Below are 17,739 nucleotides of genomic sequence, written 5' to 3'. Positions count from 1 at the left end.
GCACGTCGCACCACGCACCACCACCACACCACACCGAACCGCGGGAGGATGAGCACGTGAAGCGCGGGAAACTCCGGGTGCTGCTCGGCGCCGCTCCGGGTGTCGGCAAGACGTACACGATGCTCGAGGAGGGCCACCGGCTGCGTGCCGAGGGCCGGGACGTCGTCGTCGCCGTCGTCGAGACCCACGAGCGAGCCGCCACCGCAGCCCTGGTCGACGGTCTCGAGCTCGTGCCCCGCCGCGTCGTCGAGCACCGCGGCGTCGCACTCGACGACATGGACCTCGACGCGGTCGTGGCACGGGCACCCGACGTCGCCCTCGTCGACGAACTCGCGCACACGAACGCCCCGGGCAGCCCGAACGAGAAGCGCTGGCAGGACGTGGAGGAGCTCCTCGCCGCCGGCATCAGCGTCATCTCGACCGTGAACATCCAGCACATGCAGTCCCTCGGCGACGTCGTCCGCGAGATCACCGGCACGGTGCAGCGCGAGACCGTCCCCGACACCGTGGTCCGCGCCGCCGACCAGATCGAGGTCGTCGACCTGTCGCCGGCGTCCCTGCGCGAACGGCTCTCGGACGGGCTGGTCTACCCGGCCGCCCGCATCGACGCGGCGCTCTCGAACTACTTCCGCCTCGGCAACCTCACCGCGCTCCGCGAGATCGCCCTGCTCTGGCTCGCCGACGAGGTCGACGACGCGCTCAAGGCCTACCGCGCCGAGCACGGCATCGACCACCGGTGGGAGACCCGGGAGCGCGTCCTCGTCGCGTTGACCGGCGGTCCCGAGGGCGAGACCCTGCTGCGCCGCGGTGCCCGCATCGCCGCCCGCAGTGCCGGTGGAGAGCTCGCGGCCGTGCACGTCACGACGAACGACGGGCTGCGCGAGCGCCACCCCGGCGCGCTCGGCAAGCAGCGCGCCCTGCTCGAGCAGCTCGGCGGGACGTACCACCAGGTGGTCGGCGACGACGTGCCGAGCACCCTCGTGCGCTTCGCGAAGTCGGTCGACGCGACCCAGATCGTGATCGGCGTCAGCCGTCGCAGCCGCCTCGCCGCCGCACTGACCGGGCCGGGCATCGGCAACACGGTGGTCCGTGAGTCCGGCGACATCGACGTGCACGTCGTCACGCACGAGCGCGCCGGCGGCGGGTTCGCCCTGCCGAAGCTCGGCGGCAGCCTCTCGCGCGGCCGGATCGCCGCGGCGTTCGCGGTCTCGCTGCTGCTCGGCCCGCTGCTGACCTGGCTGCTGTCGCTCGGCAGCGACCCCGACTCGATCACGGTCGACGTGCTGTCGTACCAACTGCTCGTGCTCGTCGTCGCCCTGACCGGCGGGATGTGGCCGGCGGTGTTCACCGCGGTGCTCTCCGGCCTGAGCCTCGACTACTTCTTCGTGCAACCCCTCTACATGGTCACCGTCCAGCAACCGTGGCACCTGGTGGCCCTCGTGATGTACGTGATCAGTGCCGTCCTGGTCAGCTTCGTGGTCGACCGGTCCGCCCGCCGCAGTCGAGCCGCCCGTCGCGCGGCGGCCGAGTCCGGGCTGCTCGTCGGGATCGCCGGCAGCGTCCTCCGCGGCGACGACGCCCTGCAGGCGCTCCTCGACCGCACCCGCGAGGCGTTCGGGTTCACCGGCGTGCGGATCCGGCAGGGCGACGAGGTCCCGGCCACGTCGGGGACGTTCGCCGACGGGCCGGACGCGACCACGAGCCTCCCGTCCGGCGCCGTCCTGGAGTTCTCCGGCGCTCCCGACGACCCGACCCAGCGCCGGCTGCTGCGCGTCGTCGAGCAGCAGCTCGACGCCGCGGTCGAGCACCGCCGACTCACCCGCACCGCAGTCGACGCCGAGCGGATCGCGGCGGCCGACCGGGTACGGAGCGCCATCCTCGCGGCCGTCGGCCACGACGTGCGCCGGCCGATCGCGGCGGCCTCCGCCGCCGTGCAGACGTTGCGGGCGTCCGACATCCAGCTGTCGGCACCCGACCGGGAGGCACTGCTCGCCACCGCCGACGAGAGCCTCGGTCAGCTGGCGGTCCTGCTGGCCGACCTGCTCGACGTCAGCCGGGTCCAGGCCGGGGTGCTCGCCGTCACCCCGCTGCCCACCGCGCTCGAGACGGTCGTCGCCCCCGCGCTCGACGAGCTCGAACTCGGGCCGGACGACGTCGACCTCGACCTGCCCGCCGACCTGCCGCCGGTCCTCGCCGACCCGGTGCTCCTGCAGCGCGTCGTCGTCAACCTGCTCGCGAACGCGCAGCGCTACGCGCCGGAGGGCACCCGGGTCCGGGTCGCCGCCAGCGCCTTCGGCGGCGGGGTCGAGCTGCGTGTCGCCGACCACGGACCCGGCATCCCCGAGGACCGCCGCGGCGAGGTGTTCCAGCCCTTCCAGCGGCTCGGGGACACCGACAACGAGACCGGCCTCGGCCTCGGGCTGGCCCTCGCCCGCGGGTTCACCGAGGGCATGGGCGGCACCATCGAGGTCGACGACACCCCGGGCGGCGGGCTCACCGTCGTCGTGCGGCTGCCGATCGCCGGACACCTGGGAGTGGATGTCAAGTGAGCACGAAGGTCCTCATCGCCGACGACGACGCACAGCTCGTCCGCGCCCTGTCCGTCACGCTCGCCGCGCGCGGGTACGACGTCGCCACCGCCCGTGACGGTCGGGCCGCCATCGACGCCGTGATCACCGAGCGCCCCGACATCGTCATGCTCGACCTCGGCATGCCCCGACTCGACGGCATCGGGGTGCTCGAGGGCATCCGTGCGTGGTCGCAGGTGCCGGTGCTCGTGCTCTCCGGGCGGACCGACTCGTCGGACAAGGTCGACGCGCTCGACGCCGGAGCGGACGACTACGTGACGAAGCCGTTCCAGATGGACGAGCTGCTCGCCCGACTCCGAGCCCTCGGACGGCGGCAGGCGTCGGCCGCGGCGACCGCGGGGGTCACGCCGACGGTGACGATCGGCGATCTGGTCGTCGACCTCGTCGCGAAGCAGGTCACCCCGCCGACCGGCCCCGCGATCCGGCTCACCCCGACCGAGTGGCGGCTGCTCGAGGTCCTCGTCACGAACCCCGGGCGGCTGATGACCCGCGAGATGCTCCTGACCGAGGTGTGGGGTCCGACGCACGGCAACGACTCCGGGTACCTGCGGCTCTACATGGCGCAGCTGCGGCGGAAGCTCGAGCCCGAGCCGTCGCACCCGCGGTTCCTCGTGACCGAGTCGGGCATGGGGTACCGGTTCGACCCGAGCGGGGCCTGAGCCCTCCCTTCAGCGCCGGTTCAGGCCGCGCCGCCATGCTCGGACGATGCGTGTGCTGGTCGTCGACGACGAGGTGCGGCTCGCGGACGGCATCCGCGCCGGGCTGCAGGCCGAGGGCTTCGCCGTCGACGTCGCGCACGACGGGGTCGACGGGCTCTGGTACGCCCGTGAGCACCCGTACGACGCCATCGTCCTCGACCTGATGATGCCGGGCATGAGCGGCTGGAAGGTGTGCGAGACGCTCCGCGCCGAGCAGGACTGGACCCCCGTGCTCATGCTGACCGCGAAGGACGGTGAGTGGGACCAGGTCGACGCCCTCGACGCCGGTGCCGACGACTACGTGACCAAGCCGTTCTCGTTCCCGGTGCTCGTCGCGCGTCTCCGTGCGCTCGTCCGCAGGGGGTCCCGGGAACGACCCACGGTCCTCCGGGCCGGCGACCTGCGTCTCGACCCGGCGGAGCGACGGGTGTGGCGGGGCGAGGAGCTGCTCGACCTGACGAGCCGGGAGTTCACGGTCCTCGAGTACCTCATGCGGCACGCGGGTCAGGTGCTGTCGAAGCGCGACGTCATCGCGAACGTCTGGGACGACGACTTCGCGGGCGACCCGAACATCGTCGAGGTGTACGTCGGGCACCTGCGCCGGAAGGTCGACCGGCCGTTCGGCCGGACCGCGATCGAGACCGTCCGCGGGGCCGGCTACCGCCTGGACGCCGACGGTGGCTGACCGGTCGCGGCGGGTCCGACGGCCGCGCAGCATCCGTGCACGCGCGACGGGAGGCGCGGCGGTCGTCGTCCTCGTCGCGCTCGTGATCGGGGCGGTCGCCTTCGTCTGGGTCCTCCGGAGCTCGCTGTCCGACGGCGTCCGGTCGTCGGCCGAGCAGACGCTCGACGGCCTCTCCGCACGGGTGGAGGCGGACGGTGTCGCCGCCGTCGAGGCCGAGGGCGACGACGTGCTCGCCCAGCTGCAGGACGGCACCGGCCGGGTGCTCGCGCGGGCCGAGGACAGTCCCGACGCGGCCCTCTCCGGCGCCGAGGAGTCCCGGTACCGGCACGACGGCGAGCGCTGGTCCCTCGTGTCCGACGACGTCGAGCTGCCGGACGGCACCGAGGGCGTGCTCGTCGTCGGGCTGCCGCTCGAGGACGCCGACGCCGCCGTGCGGACCGTGTCCGTGCTGCTCGTCGTCGCCGTCCCGGTCGTCGTGGCCCTCATGTCGCTCGTGACGTGGTTCGTCGTCGGTCGAGCGCTCCGTCCGGTCGACCGGATGCGCCGCGAGGTCGACGACGTCGAAGGCACGAACCTGCACGCGCGCGTGGCGGAACCGGGCTCGGGGGACGAGGTCGACCGTCTCGCCGTCACGATGAACCGGATGCTCGCGCGGCTCGAGGCGTCGCAGCAGGCCCAGCAGCGCTTCGTCTCGGATGCGTCGCACGAGCTGCGGTCCCCGCTCGCGACGATCCGGCAGCACGCCGAGGTCGCCCGGGCGCACCCCGACGTCACCGGGACGGCCGAGCTGGCCGCGGTCGTCCTCGACGAGGGTGCCCGTCTGCAGGACCTCGTCGAGTCGCTCCTCCTGCTCACCCGTGTCGACGAGCGGGGCCGTACCCGTGACCGGGCGGTGGACCTCGACGACCTCGTGTTCGCGGAGGGGTCGCGGTCCGCGGGGGCCGGAGTCGTCCGCGTGGACGTGTCCGGTGTCGCTCCCGCGCGGGTCGGCGGGGACGACCGGCTGCTCGCCCGGGCGGTGCGGAACCTCGTCGACAACGCCGTCCGGCACGCCGTGAGCACCGTGACGGTCACGCTCGTCGGAACCGGCGACGACGCGGTCCTCACCGTCGACGACGACGGGCGGGGGATCCCGGAGCAGGACCGGCAGCGCGTGTTCGACCGCTTCGTGCGGCTCGACGAGGGCCGTGCCCGGGACGCGGGTGGGTCGGGGCTGGGGCTCGCGATCGTCGACGCCGTCGTCCGGGCGCACGGCGGCAGCACCGCGGTCTCGACGGCCCCGGCGGGCGGAGCCCGGTTCACGCTCCGGCTCCCGCTGCTGCACGACTGATGCGCTGCCCGAGGGGCGTGCCGGACGCCCCCGGCGTCACCCCAGGTGGCTTCAGGCCTGCTTCAGTGCCCGTTCCGCAGGCTTGCCGCATGCAGACCACGACGAAGACCACCGCCCGCCGCATCGCCCTCCTCTCCGCGCTCCCGCTCGTCGGGGCGCTGGCGCTCGCCGGCTGCGCCGGTGACGACGACCGCGACGACACGGCCGCCCCGGCTGCCTCGGCACCCTCCGTGACGGCGACCGACGGCAGCGCGAGCGGCAGCACGGGCAGCGGCCGCACGGGCAGCGGTTCCGACGCCGCCGGGAACGACGCCCTCGGAGCCGCTGCGGAGACCGCACGGGAGGCCGTCGGCTCGGGTACCGTCACCTCGATCGAGCAGGAGGCCGGCGGTACCTCGTGGGAGGTGCTCGTCGTGACCGCGGACGGCAACGAGCAGGAGGTCCACGTGGCCGCCGACGGGGAGCGCACCACCGCCGGTCCGACGGAGGACACCACGGACGCCGAGGACGTCGCGGAGAACCAGCGGTTCGTCGACGCCGCAGACCTGTCCGTCGCGCAGGCAGCATCCACGCTCGTCGAGACGGTGCCCGGCACGGTCACCGAGCTCGGACTCGACGACCACGCCGGCACGGTCGTCTGGGAGGGTGACGTCCGCGACGACGCCGGGACGAAGCACAGCATCCGGATCGACGCCGGCAGCGGCGAGGTCGTCACGAACACGGTCGACACCGACGACTGACCCGCAGAAGGGCGCCGACGCCCGGGTGGCGGGGCACTGGCGGGTGCGTGTCGTGTCCGTGTCGTGGTGCTGTCGCCCCGGGCGTTCCTAGGCTCGGCACCATGAACGAGATGCGGATCGCCACCCTCCGACGTGAGCGCGGCTGGACCCAGGAACGGCTGGCCGAGGCGAGCGGCGTGGCCGTCCGGACCGTGCAACGACTCGAGGGCGGGAGCGACGCGAGCCTCGAGACCCTGTCCGCGATCGCCCGGGCGCTCGAGGTCCCGGTGCGGGAGCTCTTCGCGCAGGACGACCCCGCGGAGCTGGAGCCGGGCGTGCGCGGGCTCGACGAGCGGACCGAGGCCGCCGCGGCTGCAGCTGCGTCGGAGCAGGCCGCGCGTGACCGGTTCGTCGGCGGGTTCTGGTCGCTGTACTCCGCGGTCGGGATCGCCTTCGGGATCGTCACGGTCCTGCTCCTCGTCCTGCACGTGTGGTCCTCGCTGGTGTTCCTGCTCGTCGGGGCGTACTGGGTGGTCGGGCGGCTGGCCGGACGGTTCCTGCTCGACTCGGTGCTCGGCCCCTGGCTCGACCGGCGCTGGCCGCTGTCGTCGGCGACAGACGTGCCGGTCCGTGCCGCTCGCTGAGCCGACGCCGGTCCGCGTCGGGCCGGACGACGTCGACGAGGTGCACGCCTTCCTGTCGGCGTGCGATCTGACGGTCGCGGGGCTGTCGGACCCGGGCGTCCGGCTCTGGGCGCTCCGTGGTCCGGGCGGCGCCGTCGTCGGTACCACCGGGTACGAGACCGGGCCGGACGGGAGGCACGCCCTCCTCCGCAGCGTCGCCGTCGGACCGGCGCTGCGCGGCTCGGGTCGCGGTGCGGCGCTCGCTCGGTTCGCGATGGCGGAGGCGACGGCGGGCGGGGCGCGACGGGCGTGGTTGTTCAGTCGGCGGTCCGGGCCGTTCTGGCAGGGCCTCGGCTTCGCGCCGGCCGATCGCGCGGAGCTCGCGACCGTGCTCGCCGGCACGACGCAGGTCGAGCTGTTCCGCGCGACCGGGCAGCTCGGGCACGAGGTCGCGTGGAGCCGGCTGCTGGTCCCGCCCGTGCCGGTCCCTTAGGGGCGTCCAAGGCTGCGCCGACGATCCGCGCACGTGGCGGTCGCACGCTCGTGGGCATGACCGAGACGATCCCCACCGAGCGACCGCGCCTGCTCCCGCCACCCATCCGTCCGCTCGGCGTCCGCGACCGCCTGGTCGGTCTCGTCCGCGGCGGTGCGGACACCGCGCGGTGGGAGCGCCCCGCGTTCCTCGGGCTGCTGCTGGTGACCGCTGTCCTCTACGTCGTGAACCTCGGCGTGAACGGCTGGGCGAACGCGTTCTACTCGGCGGCGGTGCAGGCGGGGAGCCAGAGCTGGGAGGCGTTCTTCTACGGCTCCTCCGACGCCGCGAACGCGATCACGGTCGACAAGCCGCCGGCGTTCCTCTGGGTGATCGGCATCTCCGTCCGGTTGTTCGGGCTGAACTCGTGGTCGATCCTCGTGCCGCAGGCGTTGATGGGCGTCGCGTCGGTGGCGGTCCTGTACCGGATCGTCCGGCGCCGGTTCTCGGCCGGCGCCGCCCTGACCGCGGGTGCGGTCCTGGCCACGACCCCGGTCGCGACCCTCATGTTCCGCTACGACAACCCGGACGCCCTGCTCGTGCTGCTCACCGTCGGGGCGGTCGCCCTGACGCTGCGCGGGGTCGAGTCCGGGCGGATGCGGTGGGTCGTCTGGGCCGGCGTGCTCGTCGGGCTCGGCTTCCTGACGAAGCAGCTGCAGGCGTTCCTCGTGCTGCCGCCCCTGGTCGGGGTGTACCTCCTCGCGTCGCCCCGCCCGGTGCTCCGGCGGATCGGGCACCTGTCCGCGGCGGCGCTCGCCGTGGTGGTCTCCGCCGGGTGGTGGGTCGCGATCGTCGAACTCGTGCCGGCCTCTGCTCGGCCGTACGTCGGCGGGTCGCAGACGAACAGCTTCCTCGAGCTGACCTTCGGCTACAACGGGCTCGGCCGGGTCACGGGCGACGAGACGGGGAGCGTCGTGCCCGGCGGGACGACCGGGGCGGGGTCGTGGGGCTCGACCGGCCTGACCCGGCTGTTCGGCTCGGAGTTCGGCACGCAGGTGACCTGGCTGCTGCCGACCGCGCTCGTGCTGCTCGTCGTGTCCCTCGTGGCGCTCGGGGTCCGTCGCCGCCGTGACCCGCGGCTCGCGACCGTGCTGGTGCTCGGCGGCTCGTTGCTCGTCACCGGGCTGGTCTTCAGCTTCATGGGCGGGATCTTCCACCCGTACTACACGGTGGCGCTCGCGCCGTACATCGCGGGCGTGGTCGGCATCGGCGCCGGGCTCCTGTGGGAGCGCCGCACGTTCCTCGCCTGGCGCATCGTCGCCGCCGGCGTCGTCGCCCTCTCCGGAGCGTGGTCGTCCGCGCTGCTGTCCCAGGCGTCGTCGTGGCAACCGTGGATCCGGTGGGTGGTCCTCGTCGTGGCCGTCGTCGGGACCGTCCTCGTCCTGCTGCCGCCGCGCGGTCGGGGCCTCGCGGGGGCGACGGTGGCGACCGTGCTCGTCGCCGCGCTGCTCGGGCCGACGGCGTTCTCGGTGCAGACCACCACGGTCGGGCACACGGGTGCGCTCCCGTCGGCCGGGCCGAGCGTCACGACGAGCGGGTTCGGCGGGGGTCGCGGCGGCGCGCCCGGTGGTCAGGGTGGCCCCGGCGGCCAGGGAGCGCCCGGCGGCCAGGGAGCGCGCGGCGGTCAGGGCGGCCCCGGCGGAGCACCGGGCGGCCAGACCGGCCAGAACGGGACCGGCCAGAACGGGACCGGCCAGAACGCGACCGGCCAGAACGGGACGCGCCAGAACGGGACGAGCCAGAACGCGAACGGCCCGGGGACCGCAGGCGGCACCGACGGCCGCACGAACGCCCCCGGCGGCGGCACGAACCTGCTCGGCGGTTCGACCGAGGTGTCCGACGAGGTCGTCGCCGCGCTGTCCGCGGACGCCGACGAGTACACCTGGGCCGCCGCGACCGTCGGGTCGAACAGCGCCGCCACGTACCAGCTCGCGACGGGCGATCCCGTGATGGCGATCGGCGGCTACAACGGCACCGACCCGGCCCCGACCCTGGCGGAGTTCCGGACACTCGTCGCCGCGGGGAAGGTGCACTGGTTCGTCGGTGGCAGCACCAGCACCAGCACCAGCAGCAGCGGGAGCGACGCCGCAGCCGAGATCGCCGAGTGGGTCGCCGCGCACTTCGAGCCGACGACGGTCGACGGCGTGACGATGTACGACCTCACGCCGGCGTCCTGACCACGGACACCGCCGGTACCGCCCGCGTCCCCCGGACACGAGCGGGCGGTACCGTCGATCCGTGACGATCGAGCTGCGCCGGGTGACCGCCGAGGACTGGGCCGTCTGGCGCCCGGTCCGCCTCGCCGCCCTCACCGACGCGCCTCAGGCGTTCGGCTCCCGCCTCGAGGACTGGCAGGACGCTCCGGAACACCGCTGGCGCACCCGGTTGTCGCTGCCGGGCGCGGTCGACCTGCTCGCGGTCGAGGAGGGCGACACCGTCGGGATGGCGAGCGGGGTCCCCGACCCGGACGACCCCGCGCTGGCCGAGCTGATCTCGATGTGGGTCGCGCCGCGCGCCCGCGGTCGGGGGCTCGTCGCACGCCTCGTCGACGAGGTCGCCCGCGTGCTCGTCGCGCAGGGGACCGAACACCTCGAGCTCTCGGTGATGCCGGACAACGACCGCGCACGCCGGGCGTACGAGCGCATCGGGTTCAGCGCGACGGACACCCCCGGTGACCGGCTTCCGGACGGCCGGACCGAGACCGTGATGCGCCGCGACCTCAGCGCCGAGCGCACGCTCCTCGCGTACGAGCGCGGCGCCGACCGCTGGACGGAACGGACCGACGACCACCGCGCGGGACTCGTCGACGACCTGCTCGGCCTCGTGCCCGGCGGCGCCCACGTCCTGGAACTCGGCTCCGGCCCAGGTCGGGACGCGGACGCGCTCGAGGCAGCGGGCCTCCGTGTCGACCGGACCGACGGCACCACGGCGTTCGTCGACCGGCTCCGCGCCGCCGGCCACGAGGCCCGCGTGCTCGACGTCCGCCGCGACGGCTGGGGCGGCCCGTACGACGCCGTCGTCGCGAACGCGGTCCTCCTGCACGTCGCGCGGTCGGACACCCCCGCCGTGCTCGAGCGCGCGCGCCGGGCGGTCCGCCCCGGTGGCGTCCTCGCGGCGACGGTGAAGCGGGGCGACGGTGACGGCCAGGGTGACGGCTGGAGCGACCGGAAGCTCGACGACCCCCGCTGGTTCACCTACTGGGACGAGGACGCCCTCGCGGCAGCCGTCACGACCGCCGGGTGGCACGACGTCCGGGTCCGTGAGACCACCCGCCCCGGCGCCGAGGAGCGCTGGCTGACCGTGACGGCCCGTCGGCCCGAGGAGGACCAGCCTGACGAGGACCGGCCCGACGAGGAGGACCGACCGTGAACCGAGCACTCCGATGGACCGCCTGGGTCGTCACCGTGGTGGTGCTGCTCGCGGTGGTCTTCCTCGTGTACGCGAACATCGTCATGCAGGGCACCAGGAGCGCTGCGCTGCAGGTCTGGCGGGACGACCGTGTGGCCGTGCGCGACGTGGGCGACAGCGTCGTGATGACCCCGACGGGCAGCGACGACGGCAAGGGGATCGTCTTCATCCCGGGCGCGAAGGTCGACCCCTTCGCGTACCTGGCGACCTTCCGCCAGGTCGTCGCCTCGGGCACCACCGTCGTCATCACGAAGCCGACGCTGAACCTGGCGTTCTTCGACACCCGCCCGTTGGCGACCTTCGAGGCGCACGCACCCGGTGTCCGCACCTGGGCGGTCGGCGGCCACTCGCTCGGCGGCGTCCGCGCGTGCCAGCTCGCGCAGGACGCGGACGGTCTGCTGCTGCTCGGCAGCTACTGCGCGGACGACATCGCTCGCTCGTACGTCCAGGTCCTCAGCGTCTCCGGCTCCCGCGACGGCCTCTCGACGCCCGACAAGGTCGCCGCCGCCCGCGACGAACTCCCCTCCACGGCGCGGATGGTCGAGATCGAGGGTGCGAACCACGCCGACTTCGGCGCGTACGGCGACCAGCCCGGCGACCGCACGGCGACGATCTCACGCGAGGACGCGCGGGCGCAGATCAGCGCGGCCGTCCAGGACTGGGTGCGCACCCTGGGCTGACGCGACCACACGACAGACCGGAGGCTCGGTGCCAGCCGGCACCGAGCCTCCAGACCGTCGGCTGATCGGGGAGTGATCAGTGGATGCGGCCCGCCTCGTGGTCGCGACCGGTCCGGCGACCCGTCGCGCGGGCGACGAAGTACAGCACCACGCCGACGGCCAGCAGCAGGGCGGCGTACAGCCAGACCTGCCCGCTCTGCTGCGTGAGCAGCAGGATGCAGGACGCCACCCCGAGCACCGGCACCCACGTCCACACACGGAAGTGGTCGTGCTCGACCCTGTCCTTCCGCAGCACCAGCACGGCGACGTTCGTGCTGATGAACACGAACAGCAGCAGGAGCACGACGGTCTCGGCGAGGGTTCCGACGTCACCGACGAGCGTCAGGAGCATCGCGACGACGGTGGTCGCGACGATGGCGACCCACGGGGTCTTCCGGTTCGGCAGGACCTTCGCGAGCAGGGCGGGCAGGAGCCGCTGCTCCGCCATGCCGTACGTGACGCGGCTCGCCATGATCATCGTGAGGAGCGCGCCGTTCGCGACGGCGACCAGGGCGATGAGGCTGAACACCCAGTCGGGGATCGGCACGCCGGTCGCCGACACGACGGCCAGCAGGGGGCCGCTCGACCCGGACAGCTCCGAGGCCGGCAGGGCGATCGAGCTCGCGAGCGCGACGAGCACGTAGACGACGCCGGCGGTGGCGAGGGATCCGAACAGCGCGCGGGGGTAGATGCGACGGACGTCGCGGACCTCCTCGGCGATGTTCGCCGAGGTCTCGAAGCCGACGAACGAGTAGTAGGCGACGATCGCGGCGCTCAGGGTCGCGAGTGCGGGGTTCGCCTCGGCGGGGAAGGCGCCGATGCGCGAGACGTCGCCGCCTCCGCCGCCCAGCATGACCGCGACGACCACGATGACGATGACCAGGCCGGAGACCTCGATGATCGTCATGACGACGTTGCTGCGCAGCGAGTCGGAGATGCCCCGGGCGTTCAGGCAGGCGACGAGTGCGAGGAACACGATCGCCGTCGGCACCGGCGGCAGGTCCACGAAGGTGCCGAGGTAGTCGCCCGCGAACGCCAGCGAGAGCCCCGCGGCGCTCGTGACACCGGCGGCGAGCATGCTGAAGCCGACGAGGAACGACACGATCGGCGTCCGGTACGCCCGCTCGGCGAACACAGCGGCGCCACCGGCCTTCGGGTACTTCGTCACGAGCTCGGCGTACGAGCCCGCGGTCAGCAGGGCCAGGAGCAGCGCGAGGACCAGTGGTGCCCAGAGCGCGCCGCCGACGTCCTTCGACAGGGTGCCCATGAGGGCGTAGATGCCGGCGCCGAGCACGTCGCCGAGGATGAAGAGGAACAGGAGCGGGCCGGTGATCGCCTGCTTGAGCTTCGAGCCCGAGCCGTCCTGGGCCGTCGTGGTGGTGCTCATGTGGTGCCTTCCGTCACGCCCAACCTCGACGGGGAGCGGTCCGAGCGCTCCCGGAAGGTCCGCTCGGCGCGGTCGACACGGGTCCTCCCGAGCCTGAGCGTCCGAGCCGGGGCGGTCCTAGACTCGATCGGAGCCGAACCGACCACCGAGACCAGAGGAACTCCGATGACGATGCCGGACCGGCGCACGCCCGCACGACTCGCCGACACACGGGCACTCCTGTTCGACCTGGACGGCGTGCTGACGCCCACCGCCGACGTGCACATGCGCGCGTGGAGCCGCCTGTTCACGTCGTTCCTGTCCGAGCACGGCGCTGCGCCGTACACGGAGCAGGACTACTTCGACCACATCGACGGCAAGCCCCGCTACGACGGGGTCCGTTCGTTGCTGGCGTCCCGGGGCATCGAGCTCCCGCAGGGCGCGCCGGACGACGCCCCCGGGAGCGACACCGTGTGCGCGCTCGGCAACCGCAAGAACGCCGAGTTCACGGCCGAGCTGACCGAGCACGGCGTCGAGCCGTACCCGGGGTCGCTCCGGTTCCTCGTCGCCGCGATCGCAGCCGGCATGCAGGTCGCCGTCGTGTCGAGCTCGGCGAACGCGACGCAGGTCCTGCGCACGGCGGGCATCCTCGACCACTTCCCGGTGGTCGTCGACGGCCTGGTCGCGCGTCAGGACGGCCTCGCCGGCAAGCCCGCGCCGGACACCTACCTCGACGCCGCCGGGCGCTTCGGGCTGGCCCCGGCCGAGTGCGTCGTCGTCGAGGACGCCACGAGCGGGGTCGAGGCCGGTCGGAACGGCGCCTTCGGGCTCGTCGTCGGCGTGGACCGTGGCGCCGGAGCCGACGCGCTGCGCGAGCACGGCGCGGACGTCGTGGTCCAGGACCTCGCCGAACTCGTCGACCAGCTCCCGGCCCCGCGCACCAGCTAGCCTCCCGTCCCACCGGAACGGCCCCGACGGCGTGGCCAGACCGTCCGACCACCGCACGACTCCTCCCTCCCACGGAGCACACGCCATGAACCCCATCACCTCCGACCCCCTCGACCGCGTCCGCTACCCGGTCGACGAGTGGGCGCTCGTCGAGACCGAGTACGCCCCGGACGAGCAGGGCGTCGCGGAGACGAACTTCGCGGTCGGCAACGGCTACCTCGGCCTGCGCGGCAACCTCGACGAGGGCCGCGGCGGCGTGCAGTACGGCACGTACGTCAACGGGTTCCACGAGACCTGGCCGATCCGGCACGCCGAGGACGCCTTCGGCTTCGCCAAGACCGGGCAGACGATCATCAACGCGCCCGACGCCAAGGTCATCCGGTTGTACGTCGACGACGAGCCGCTGGTCCTGGCCGAGGCCGACATCCTGCGGCACACCCGTCGGCTCGAGTTCCGCGGCGGCTACCTGTACCGCGAGACCGAGTGGTCGACGCCGTCCGGCAAGCGCGTGCTCATCCGTGCCCGTCGACTCGTGTCCTTCACCGACCGGCACCTCGCCGTCATCGACTACGAGGTCACCGTGCTCGACGGGGACGCCTCGATCCTGCTGTCGAGCCAGATCCTCAACCGGCAGGACGTGCAGGACGAGTACCACGCGGGCATGCGGGCTGCGGCGAACGCCTTCGACCCCCGCAAGGCCGAGGCGTTCACCGAGCGGGTGCTCGAGCCGAAGCTCAAGCGCAGCACGGGCGGCCGTTCGCTGCTCGGCTACCAGGCGTCGAGCTCGGGCATGACGATCTGCGTCGGTGTCGAGCACCACCTGGAGACCGAGAACTCGTGGGACGAGGCGTCGTCGATCGAGGACGACCTCGCGAAGCACGTCTACCGCGTGCAGGCCCGCGCCGGGGTGCCGATCCGGCTCGTGAAGCACATGGTGTACCACACGTCCCGCGGGGTGCCGGCGCGGGAGCTCGCCGACCGGTGCGAGCGGACGCTCGACCGTGCGCGCGCCGAGACGGTCGAGGAGACCTTCGCCAAGCAGCGCGCGTGGATGGACGACTACTGGACGCGCAGCGACGTCGAGATCCCGGGGCAGCCCGCGATCCAGCAGGCGGTCCGGTGGAACCTGTTCATGCTCGCGCAGGCCACCGCCCGCACCGACGGACACGGCATCGCGGCGAAGGGCGTCACGGGCTCCGGGTACGGCGGTCACTACTTCTGGGACATGGAGATCTACGTCCTGCCGTTCCTGTCGTACACGGCGCCGATCGTCGCGCGGAACGCGCTGCGCTTCCGCTACAACATGCTCGACGCCGCCCGGTCGCGGGCGCGGGAGCTGAACCAGCGCGGGGCGCTCTTCCCGTGGCGGACGATCAACGGCGAGGAGTCGAGCGCGTACTACGCGGCCGGCACCGCGCAGTACCACATCGATGCGGACATCGCCCATGCGCTCATGCAGTACGTGCGGGCCTCGGGCGACACCGACTTCCTGAAGCGCGGGGCGATCGACATCCTGGTCGAGACCGCCCGCCTGTGGTCCGACCTGGGCTTCTGGCGGTCGAACGGCGACCGGAAGTTCCACATCGACGGGGTCACCGGGCCCGACGAGTACACGACGGTCGTCGACGACAACCTCTACACGAACGTGATGGCGCGGGCCAACCTGTGGTTCGCGGTGAACGCCTGCCGGCAGCTCGCGACCGACGACCCGGAGGAGTACGGCCGCATGGTCCGGCGCACCGGGCTCGTCGACGACGAGGTCACCGAGTGGGAGCACGCCGCCGAGTCGATGGAGATCCCGTTCGACCCGCACCGCGGCATCCACCCGCAGGACGCCCAGTTCCTCGACAAGGAGCTCTGGGACCTCGAGAACACGCCCGAGTCCAAGCGGCCGCTGCTGCTGCACTACCACCCGCTGGTGATCTACCGGTTCCAGGTGCTCAAGCAGGCCGACGTCGTGCTCGCGCTGTTCCTGCAGGGCCACGAGTTCACCGCGGCCGAGAAGCGTCGCGACTTCGACTACTACGACGCCCTGACGACCGGTGACTCGACGCTCTCCGCCGTGGTCCAGTCGATCATGGCGGCCGAGGTCGGGTACCACGACCTGGCGGCGCAGTACTTCCTGACGGCGCTCTACGTCGACCTCGCCGACCTGCACGGCAACACCGCGGACGGCGTGCACATCGCGTCGACGGGCGGCATCTGGGGTGCGCTCGTGAACGGCTTCGGCGGCATGCGCGACCACGGTGGCCGGATGACGTTCAACCCGCGCCTGCCGAAGGACTGGGAGCGCCTGACCTACCGCATCCAGGTGCACGGCTCGCGCGTCCGGGTCGACCTGGAAGAGGACGCGATGACCTTCACGGTGGAGACCGGCGAGGGCTTCACCGCGTGGGTGCACAACCAGCAGTGGGACGTCACCGCGGGGGCGCCGACGGTCGTGCCGCTCGCCCACCACGGGCCGCGGATGAGCGGGCACGCGCCCACCACGAGCGACATCCAGGGCACGCTCCGGGCGGACGGCTCCGTCATCACGGCGTCGATCCCGATGATCTCGCTGGACCGGAACCTCGACCTCGACGAGACCACCGCCTGATCGTCCGGCCGGGAGGCGCGGTGCGGGTCCGCCCCGCGCCGCGCCTCCCGTCGTCTCCGTACCCTCCACACCGGCACCGGTGCCGCCTCCGTCCCGCCTGCACACGCGCCCAGGCGGGTGCGGGCACCGTGGTCGTCCGTGCCCCCGGGCCGACGGCGTCTCCTGCGGCACGAGCAGTGCATCGAGAGGAGACACACATGGACAAGCGGTTCGAGGGCAAGGTCGCGATCGTCACGGGAGCCGGGTCGGGCATCGGCGAGGCCACCGCGCGGGCGTTCGTCGGCGAGGGAGCTGCCGTGCTGCTCGTCGACAGTGTCGAGGACAAGGTCCGTGCCGTCGCCGACAGCCTGCCGACCGGTCGTGCGGTCGCGCTGCAGGCCGACGTGGCCGACCCGGCGGCGTGGGAGACGATCGTGTCCGGCGCGGTGGATCGGTGGGACCGCGTCGACGTGCTCGTGAACAACGCCGGCACCTTCACCTCCGGCGACATCACCGACATCGAGCCCGACGAGTGGCACCGGGTCATCGAGACCGATCTGTCGAGCGTGTTCTACGGCACGCGGGCGGCGCTGCCGTTCCTGCGGGAGACCAAGGGGTCGGTCGTGAACACGTCATCGGTCTCCGGGATGGACGCCGACTGGCGGATGAGCCCGTACAACGCGGCGAAGGGCGGCGTCTCGAACTTCACGAAGGCCGCGGCGCTCGACAACGGGCAGTTCGGTGTCCGGGTGAACGCGGTCGCGCCGGGCCTCATCTGGACGGACATGACCCAGCAGCAGGCCGAGGACGAGGAGCTCCAGCACGCGTTCGCGGAGCGTGTCTCGCTCGGTCGCGGCGGGCGCTCGGAGGAGGTCGCTGCAGCGGTCCTGTTCCTGGCCAGCGACGCTGCGTCCTACATCACGGGAGCGATCCTGCCGGTCGACGGCGGGACGACCGCGAGCAACGGGCAGCCCGCGCAGTCCTGACCGTCCGACGCGCGGCTCAGAGCAGCTTGCGCAGGGTGTTCGTGTTGCGGGTCGTCGTCGTGCGCCGGAAGCGCGCGGCGGCGGCCCGCTTCGCGAACGCGGTGTCGGTGCTCGAGCCCTTCGGGCAGGACCAGTAGACGACACCGTCGCCCCGGGCCACCCGCTCGACACCGTCGTCGAGCGACAGGTCGGCGACCAGGCCGTCGAGGGCGGCGTCGTCGGAGCCGAAGACGACGTGGTCGTGCCGGTCGGGGGCGGAGTCGAACGGGAAGCCGTCGACGACCTCGGCGAGTCGCTCGTGCGGGACGAGGACGATCCGGGCGTCGTACCCGAAGCGGTCCCGCAGGGCCTGCTCGACGGCGGTCTGCACCGCCGACGCGTCGCCCGGTGCCGTGAACACGACGTTGCCCGAGGCGAGCACCGTCCGCACGTCGGTGTACCCGAGACCCCCGAACAGCGCCGCGAGCTCGGCGTTCCGGATCGTGATCCCGTTGACGTTCACCCCACGCAGCAGCGCGACCCACCTGGCCATGCCGGAACCGTAGCCTGCCCGGCGGCGGTG

General features: G+C 73.1%; 15 protein-coding genes. 13 read left to right on the top strand and 2 right to left on the bottom strand.

The window, feature by feature from the left end; all coding sequences use genetic code 11:
- The first annotated feature begins 56 nt into the window (after nucleotides 1–56).
- The 10 genes from Q9R28_RS05055 to Q9R28_RS05010 all read left to right on the top strand — a co-directional run bounded on the left by Q9R28_RS05055 (nucleotide 57) and on the right by Q9R28_RS05010 (nucleotide 11,263).
- On the top strand, nucleotides 57–2,549 hold the full coding sequence (locus Q9R28_RS05055; RefSeq protein WP_271826571.1) for an ATP-binding protein: 2,493 nt from the start codon (nucleotides 57–59) through the stop codon (nucleotides 2,547–2,549).
- Entirely contained in the window at nucleotides 2,546–3,247 is a 702-nt protein-coding gene (locus Q9R28_RS05050; RefSeq protein WP_066657220.1) for a response regulator, read from the top strand. Before Q9R28_RS05055 ends, Q9R28_RS05050 begins: the two co-directional genes overlap by 4 nt.
- A gap of 46 nt (nucleotides 3,248–3,293) precedes the next feature.
- Complete coding sequence (locus Q9R28_RS05045) at nucleotides 3,294–3,971, top strand: response regulator transcription factor (protein WP_066657217.1); 678 nt, start codon at nucleotides 3,294–3,296, stop codon at nucleotides 3,969–3,971.
- Entirely contained in the window at nucleotides 3,964–5,301 is a 1,338-nt protein-coding gene (locus tag Q9R28_RS05040; RefSeq protein WP_271826569.1) for a HAMP domain-containing sensor histidine kinase, read from the top strand. Before Q9R28_RS05045 ends, Q9R28_RS05040 begins: the two co-directional genes overlap by 8 nt.
- Before the next feature lie 89 nt (nucleotides 5,302–5,390).
- A complete protein-coding gene (locus tag Q9R28_RS05035) occupies nucleotides 5,391–6,041 on the top strand; it encodes a PepSY domain-containing protein (RefSeq protein ID WP_271826568.1) in 651 nt (216 codons plus the stop codon).
- A gap of 101 nt (nucleotides 6,042–6,142) precedes the next feature.
- The gene (locus Q9R28_RS05030; protein WP_311205595.1) at nucleotides 6,143–6,664 is read left to right on the top strand and encodes a helix-turn-helix transcriptional regulator; all 522 of its coding nucleotides are present in this window, start codon (nucleotides 6,143–6,145) and stop codon (nucleotides 6,662–6,664) included.
- The gene (locus tag Q9R28_RS05025) at nucleotides 6,651–7,136 is read left to right on the top strand and encodes a GNAT family N-acetyltransferase (protein WP_311205594.1); all 486 of its coding nucleotides are present in this window, start codon (nucleotides 6,651–6,653) and stop codon (nucleotides 7,134–7,136) included. The genes Q9R28_RS05030 and Q9R28_RS05025 overlap by 14 nt, the downstream gene beginning before the upstream one ends.
- Nucleotides 7,137–7,192: 56 nt before the next feature.
- A complete protein-coding gene (locus tag Q9R28_RS05020; RefSeq protein ID WP_311205593.1) occupies nucleotides 7,193–9,352 on the top strand; it encodes a glycosyltransferase family 39 protein in 2,160 nt (719 codons plus the stop codon).
- A 61-nt stretch (nucleotides 9,353–9,413) separates the two neighbouring features.
- Nucleotides 9,414–10,544, top strand: coding sequence for a bifunctional GNAT family N-acetyltransferase/class I SAM-dependent methyltransferase (locus Q9R28_RS05015; protein ID WP_311205592.1), 1,131 nt, complete (start codon nucleotides 9,414–9,416; stop codon nucleotides 10,542–10,544).
- On the top strand, nucleotides 10,541–11,263 hold the full coding sequence (locus Q9R28_RS05010; RefSeq protein WP_311205591.1) for an alpha/beta hydrolase: 723 nt from the start codon (nucleotides 10,541–10,543) through the stop codon (nucleotides 11,261–11,263). Before Q9R28_RS05015 ends, Q9R28_RS05010 begins: the two co-directional genes overlap by 4 nt.
- Before the next feature lie 76 nt (nucleotides 11,264–11,339).
- On the opposite strand, the gene Q9R28_RS05005 is transcribed toward Q9R28_RS05010, so the two are convergent.
- On the bottom strand, nucleotides 11,340–12,689 hold the full coding sequence (locus Q9R28_RS05005) for an APC family permease (protein ID WP_311205590.1): 1,350 nt from the start codon (nucleotides 12,687–12,689) through the stop codon (nucleotides 11,340–11,342).
- Nucleotides 12,690–12,854: 165 nt separating this feature from the next.
- Here Q9R28_RS05005 and Q9R28_RS05000 point away from each other — a divergent pair, with 165 nt between their 5' ends.
- The 3 genes from Q9R28_RS05000 to Q9R28_RS04990 all read left to right on the top strand — a co-directional run bounded on the left by Q9R28_RS05000 (nucleotide 12,855) and on the right by Q9R28_RS04990 (nucleotide 17,177).
- Nucleotides 12,855–13,616, top strand: a complete 762-nt coding sequence (locus Q9R28_RS05000) for an HAD family phosphatase (RefSeq protein ID WP_081985144.1) — start codon at nucleotides 12,855–12,857, stop codon at nucleotides 13,614–13,616.
- 85 nt (nucleotides 13,617–13,701) lie between these two features.
- On the top strand, nucleotides 13,702–16,212 hold the full coding sequence (locus tag Q9R28_RS04995; RefSeq protein WP_066657193.1) for a glycoside hydrolase family 65 protein: 2,511 nt from the start codon (nucleotides 13,702–13,704) through the stop codon (nucleotides 16,210–16,212).
- 197 nt (nucleotides 16,213–16,409) lie between these two features.
- On the top strand, nucleotides 16,410–17,177 hold the full coding sequence (locus Q9R28_RS04990; RefSeq protein WP_311205589.1) for an SDR family NAD(P)-dependent oxidoreductase: 768 nt from the start codon (nucleotides 16,410–16,412) through the stop codon (nucleotides 17,175–17,177).
- Between the two features lie 16 nt (nucleotides 17,178–17,193).
- Here Q9R28_RS04990 and Q9R28_RS04985 read toward each other — a convergent pair whose 3' ends face one another.
- Nucleotides 17,194–17,709, bottom strand: a complete 516-nt coding sequence (locus Q9R28_RS04985) for a DUF1697 domain-containing protein (protein WP_251155168.1) — start codon at nucleotides 17,707–17,709, stop codon at nucleotides 17,194–17,196.
- Nucleotides 17,710–17,739: the final 30 nt, after the last annotated feature.

Source organism: Curtobacterium sp. BRD11 (assembly GCF_031844345.1).
In the GTDB taxonomy this organism is placed as follows: Bacteria; Actinomycetota; Actinomycetes; order Actinomycetales; family Microbacteriaceae; genus Curtobacterium.
This window is presented reverse-complemented; position numbering and strand designations above follow the sequence as displayed.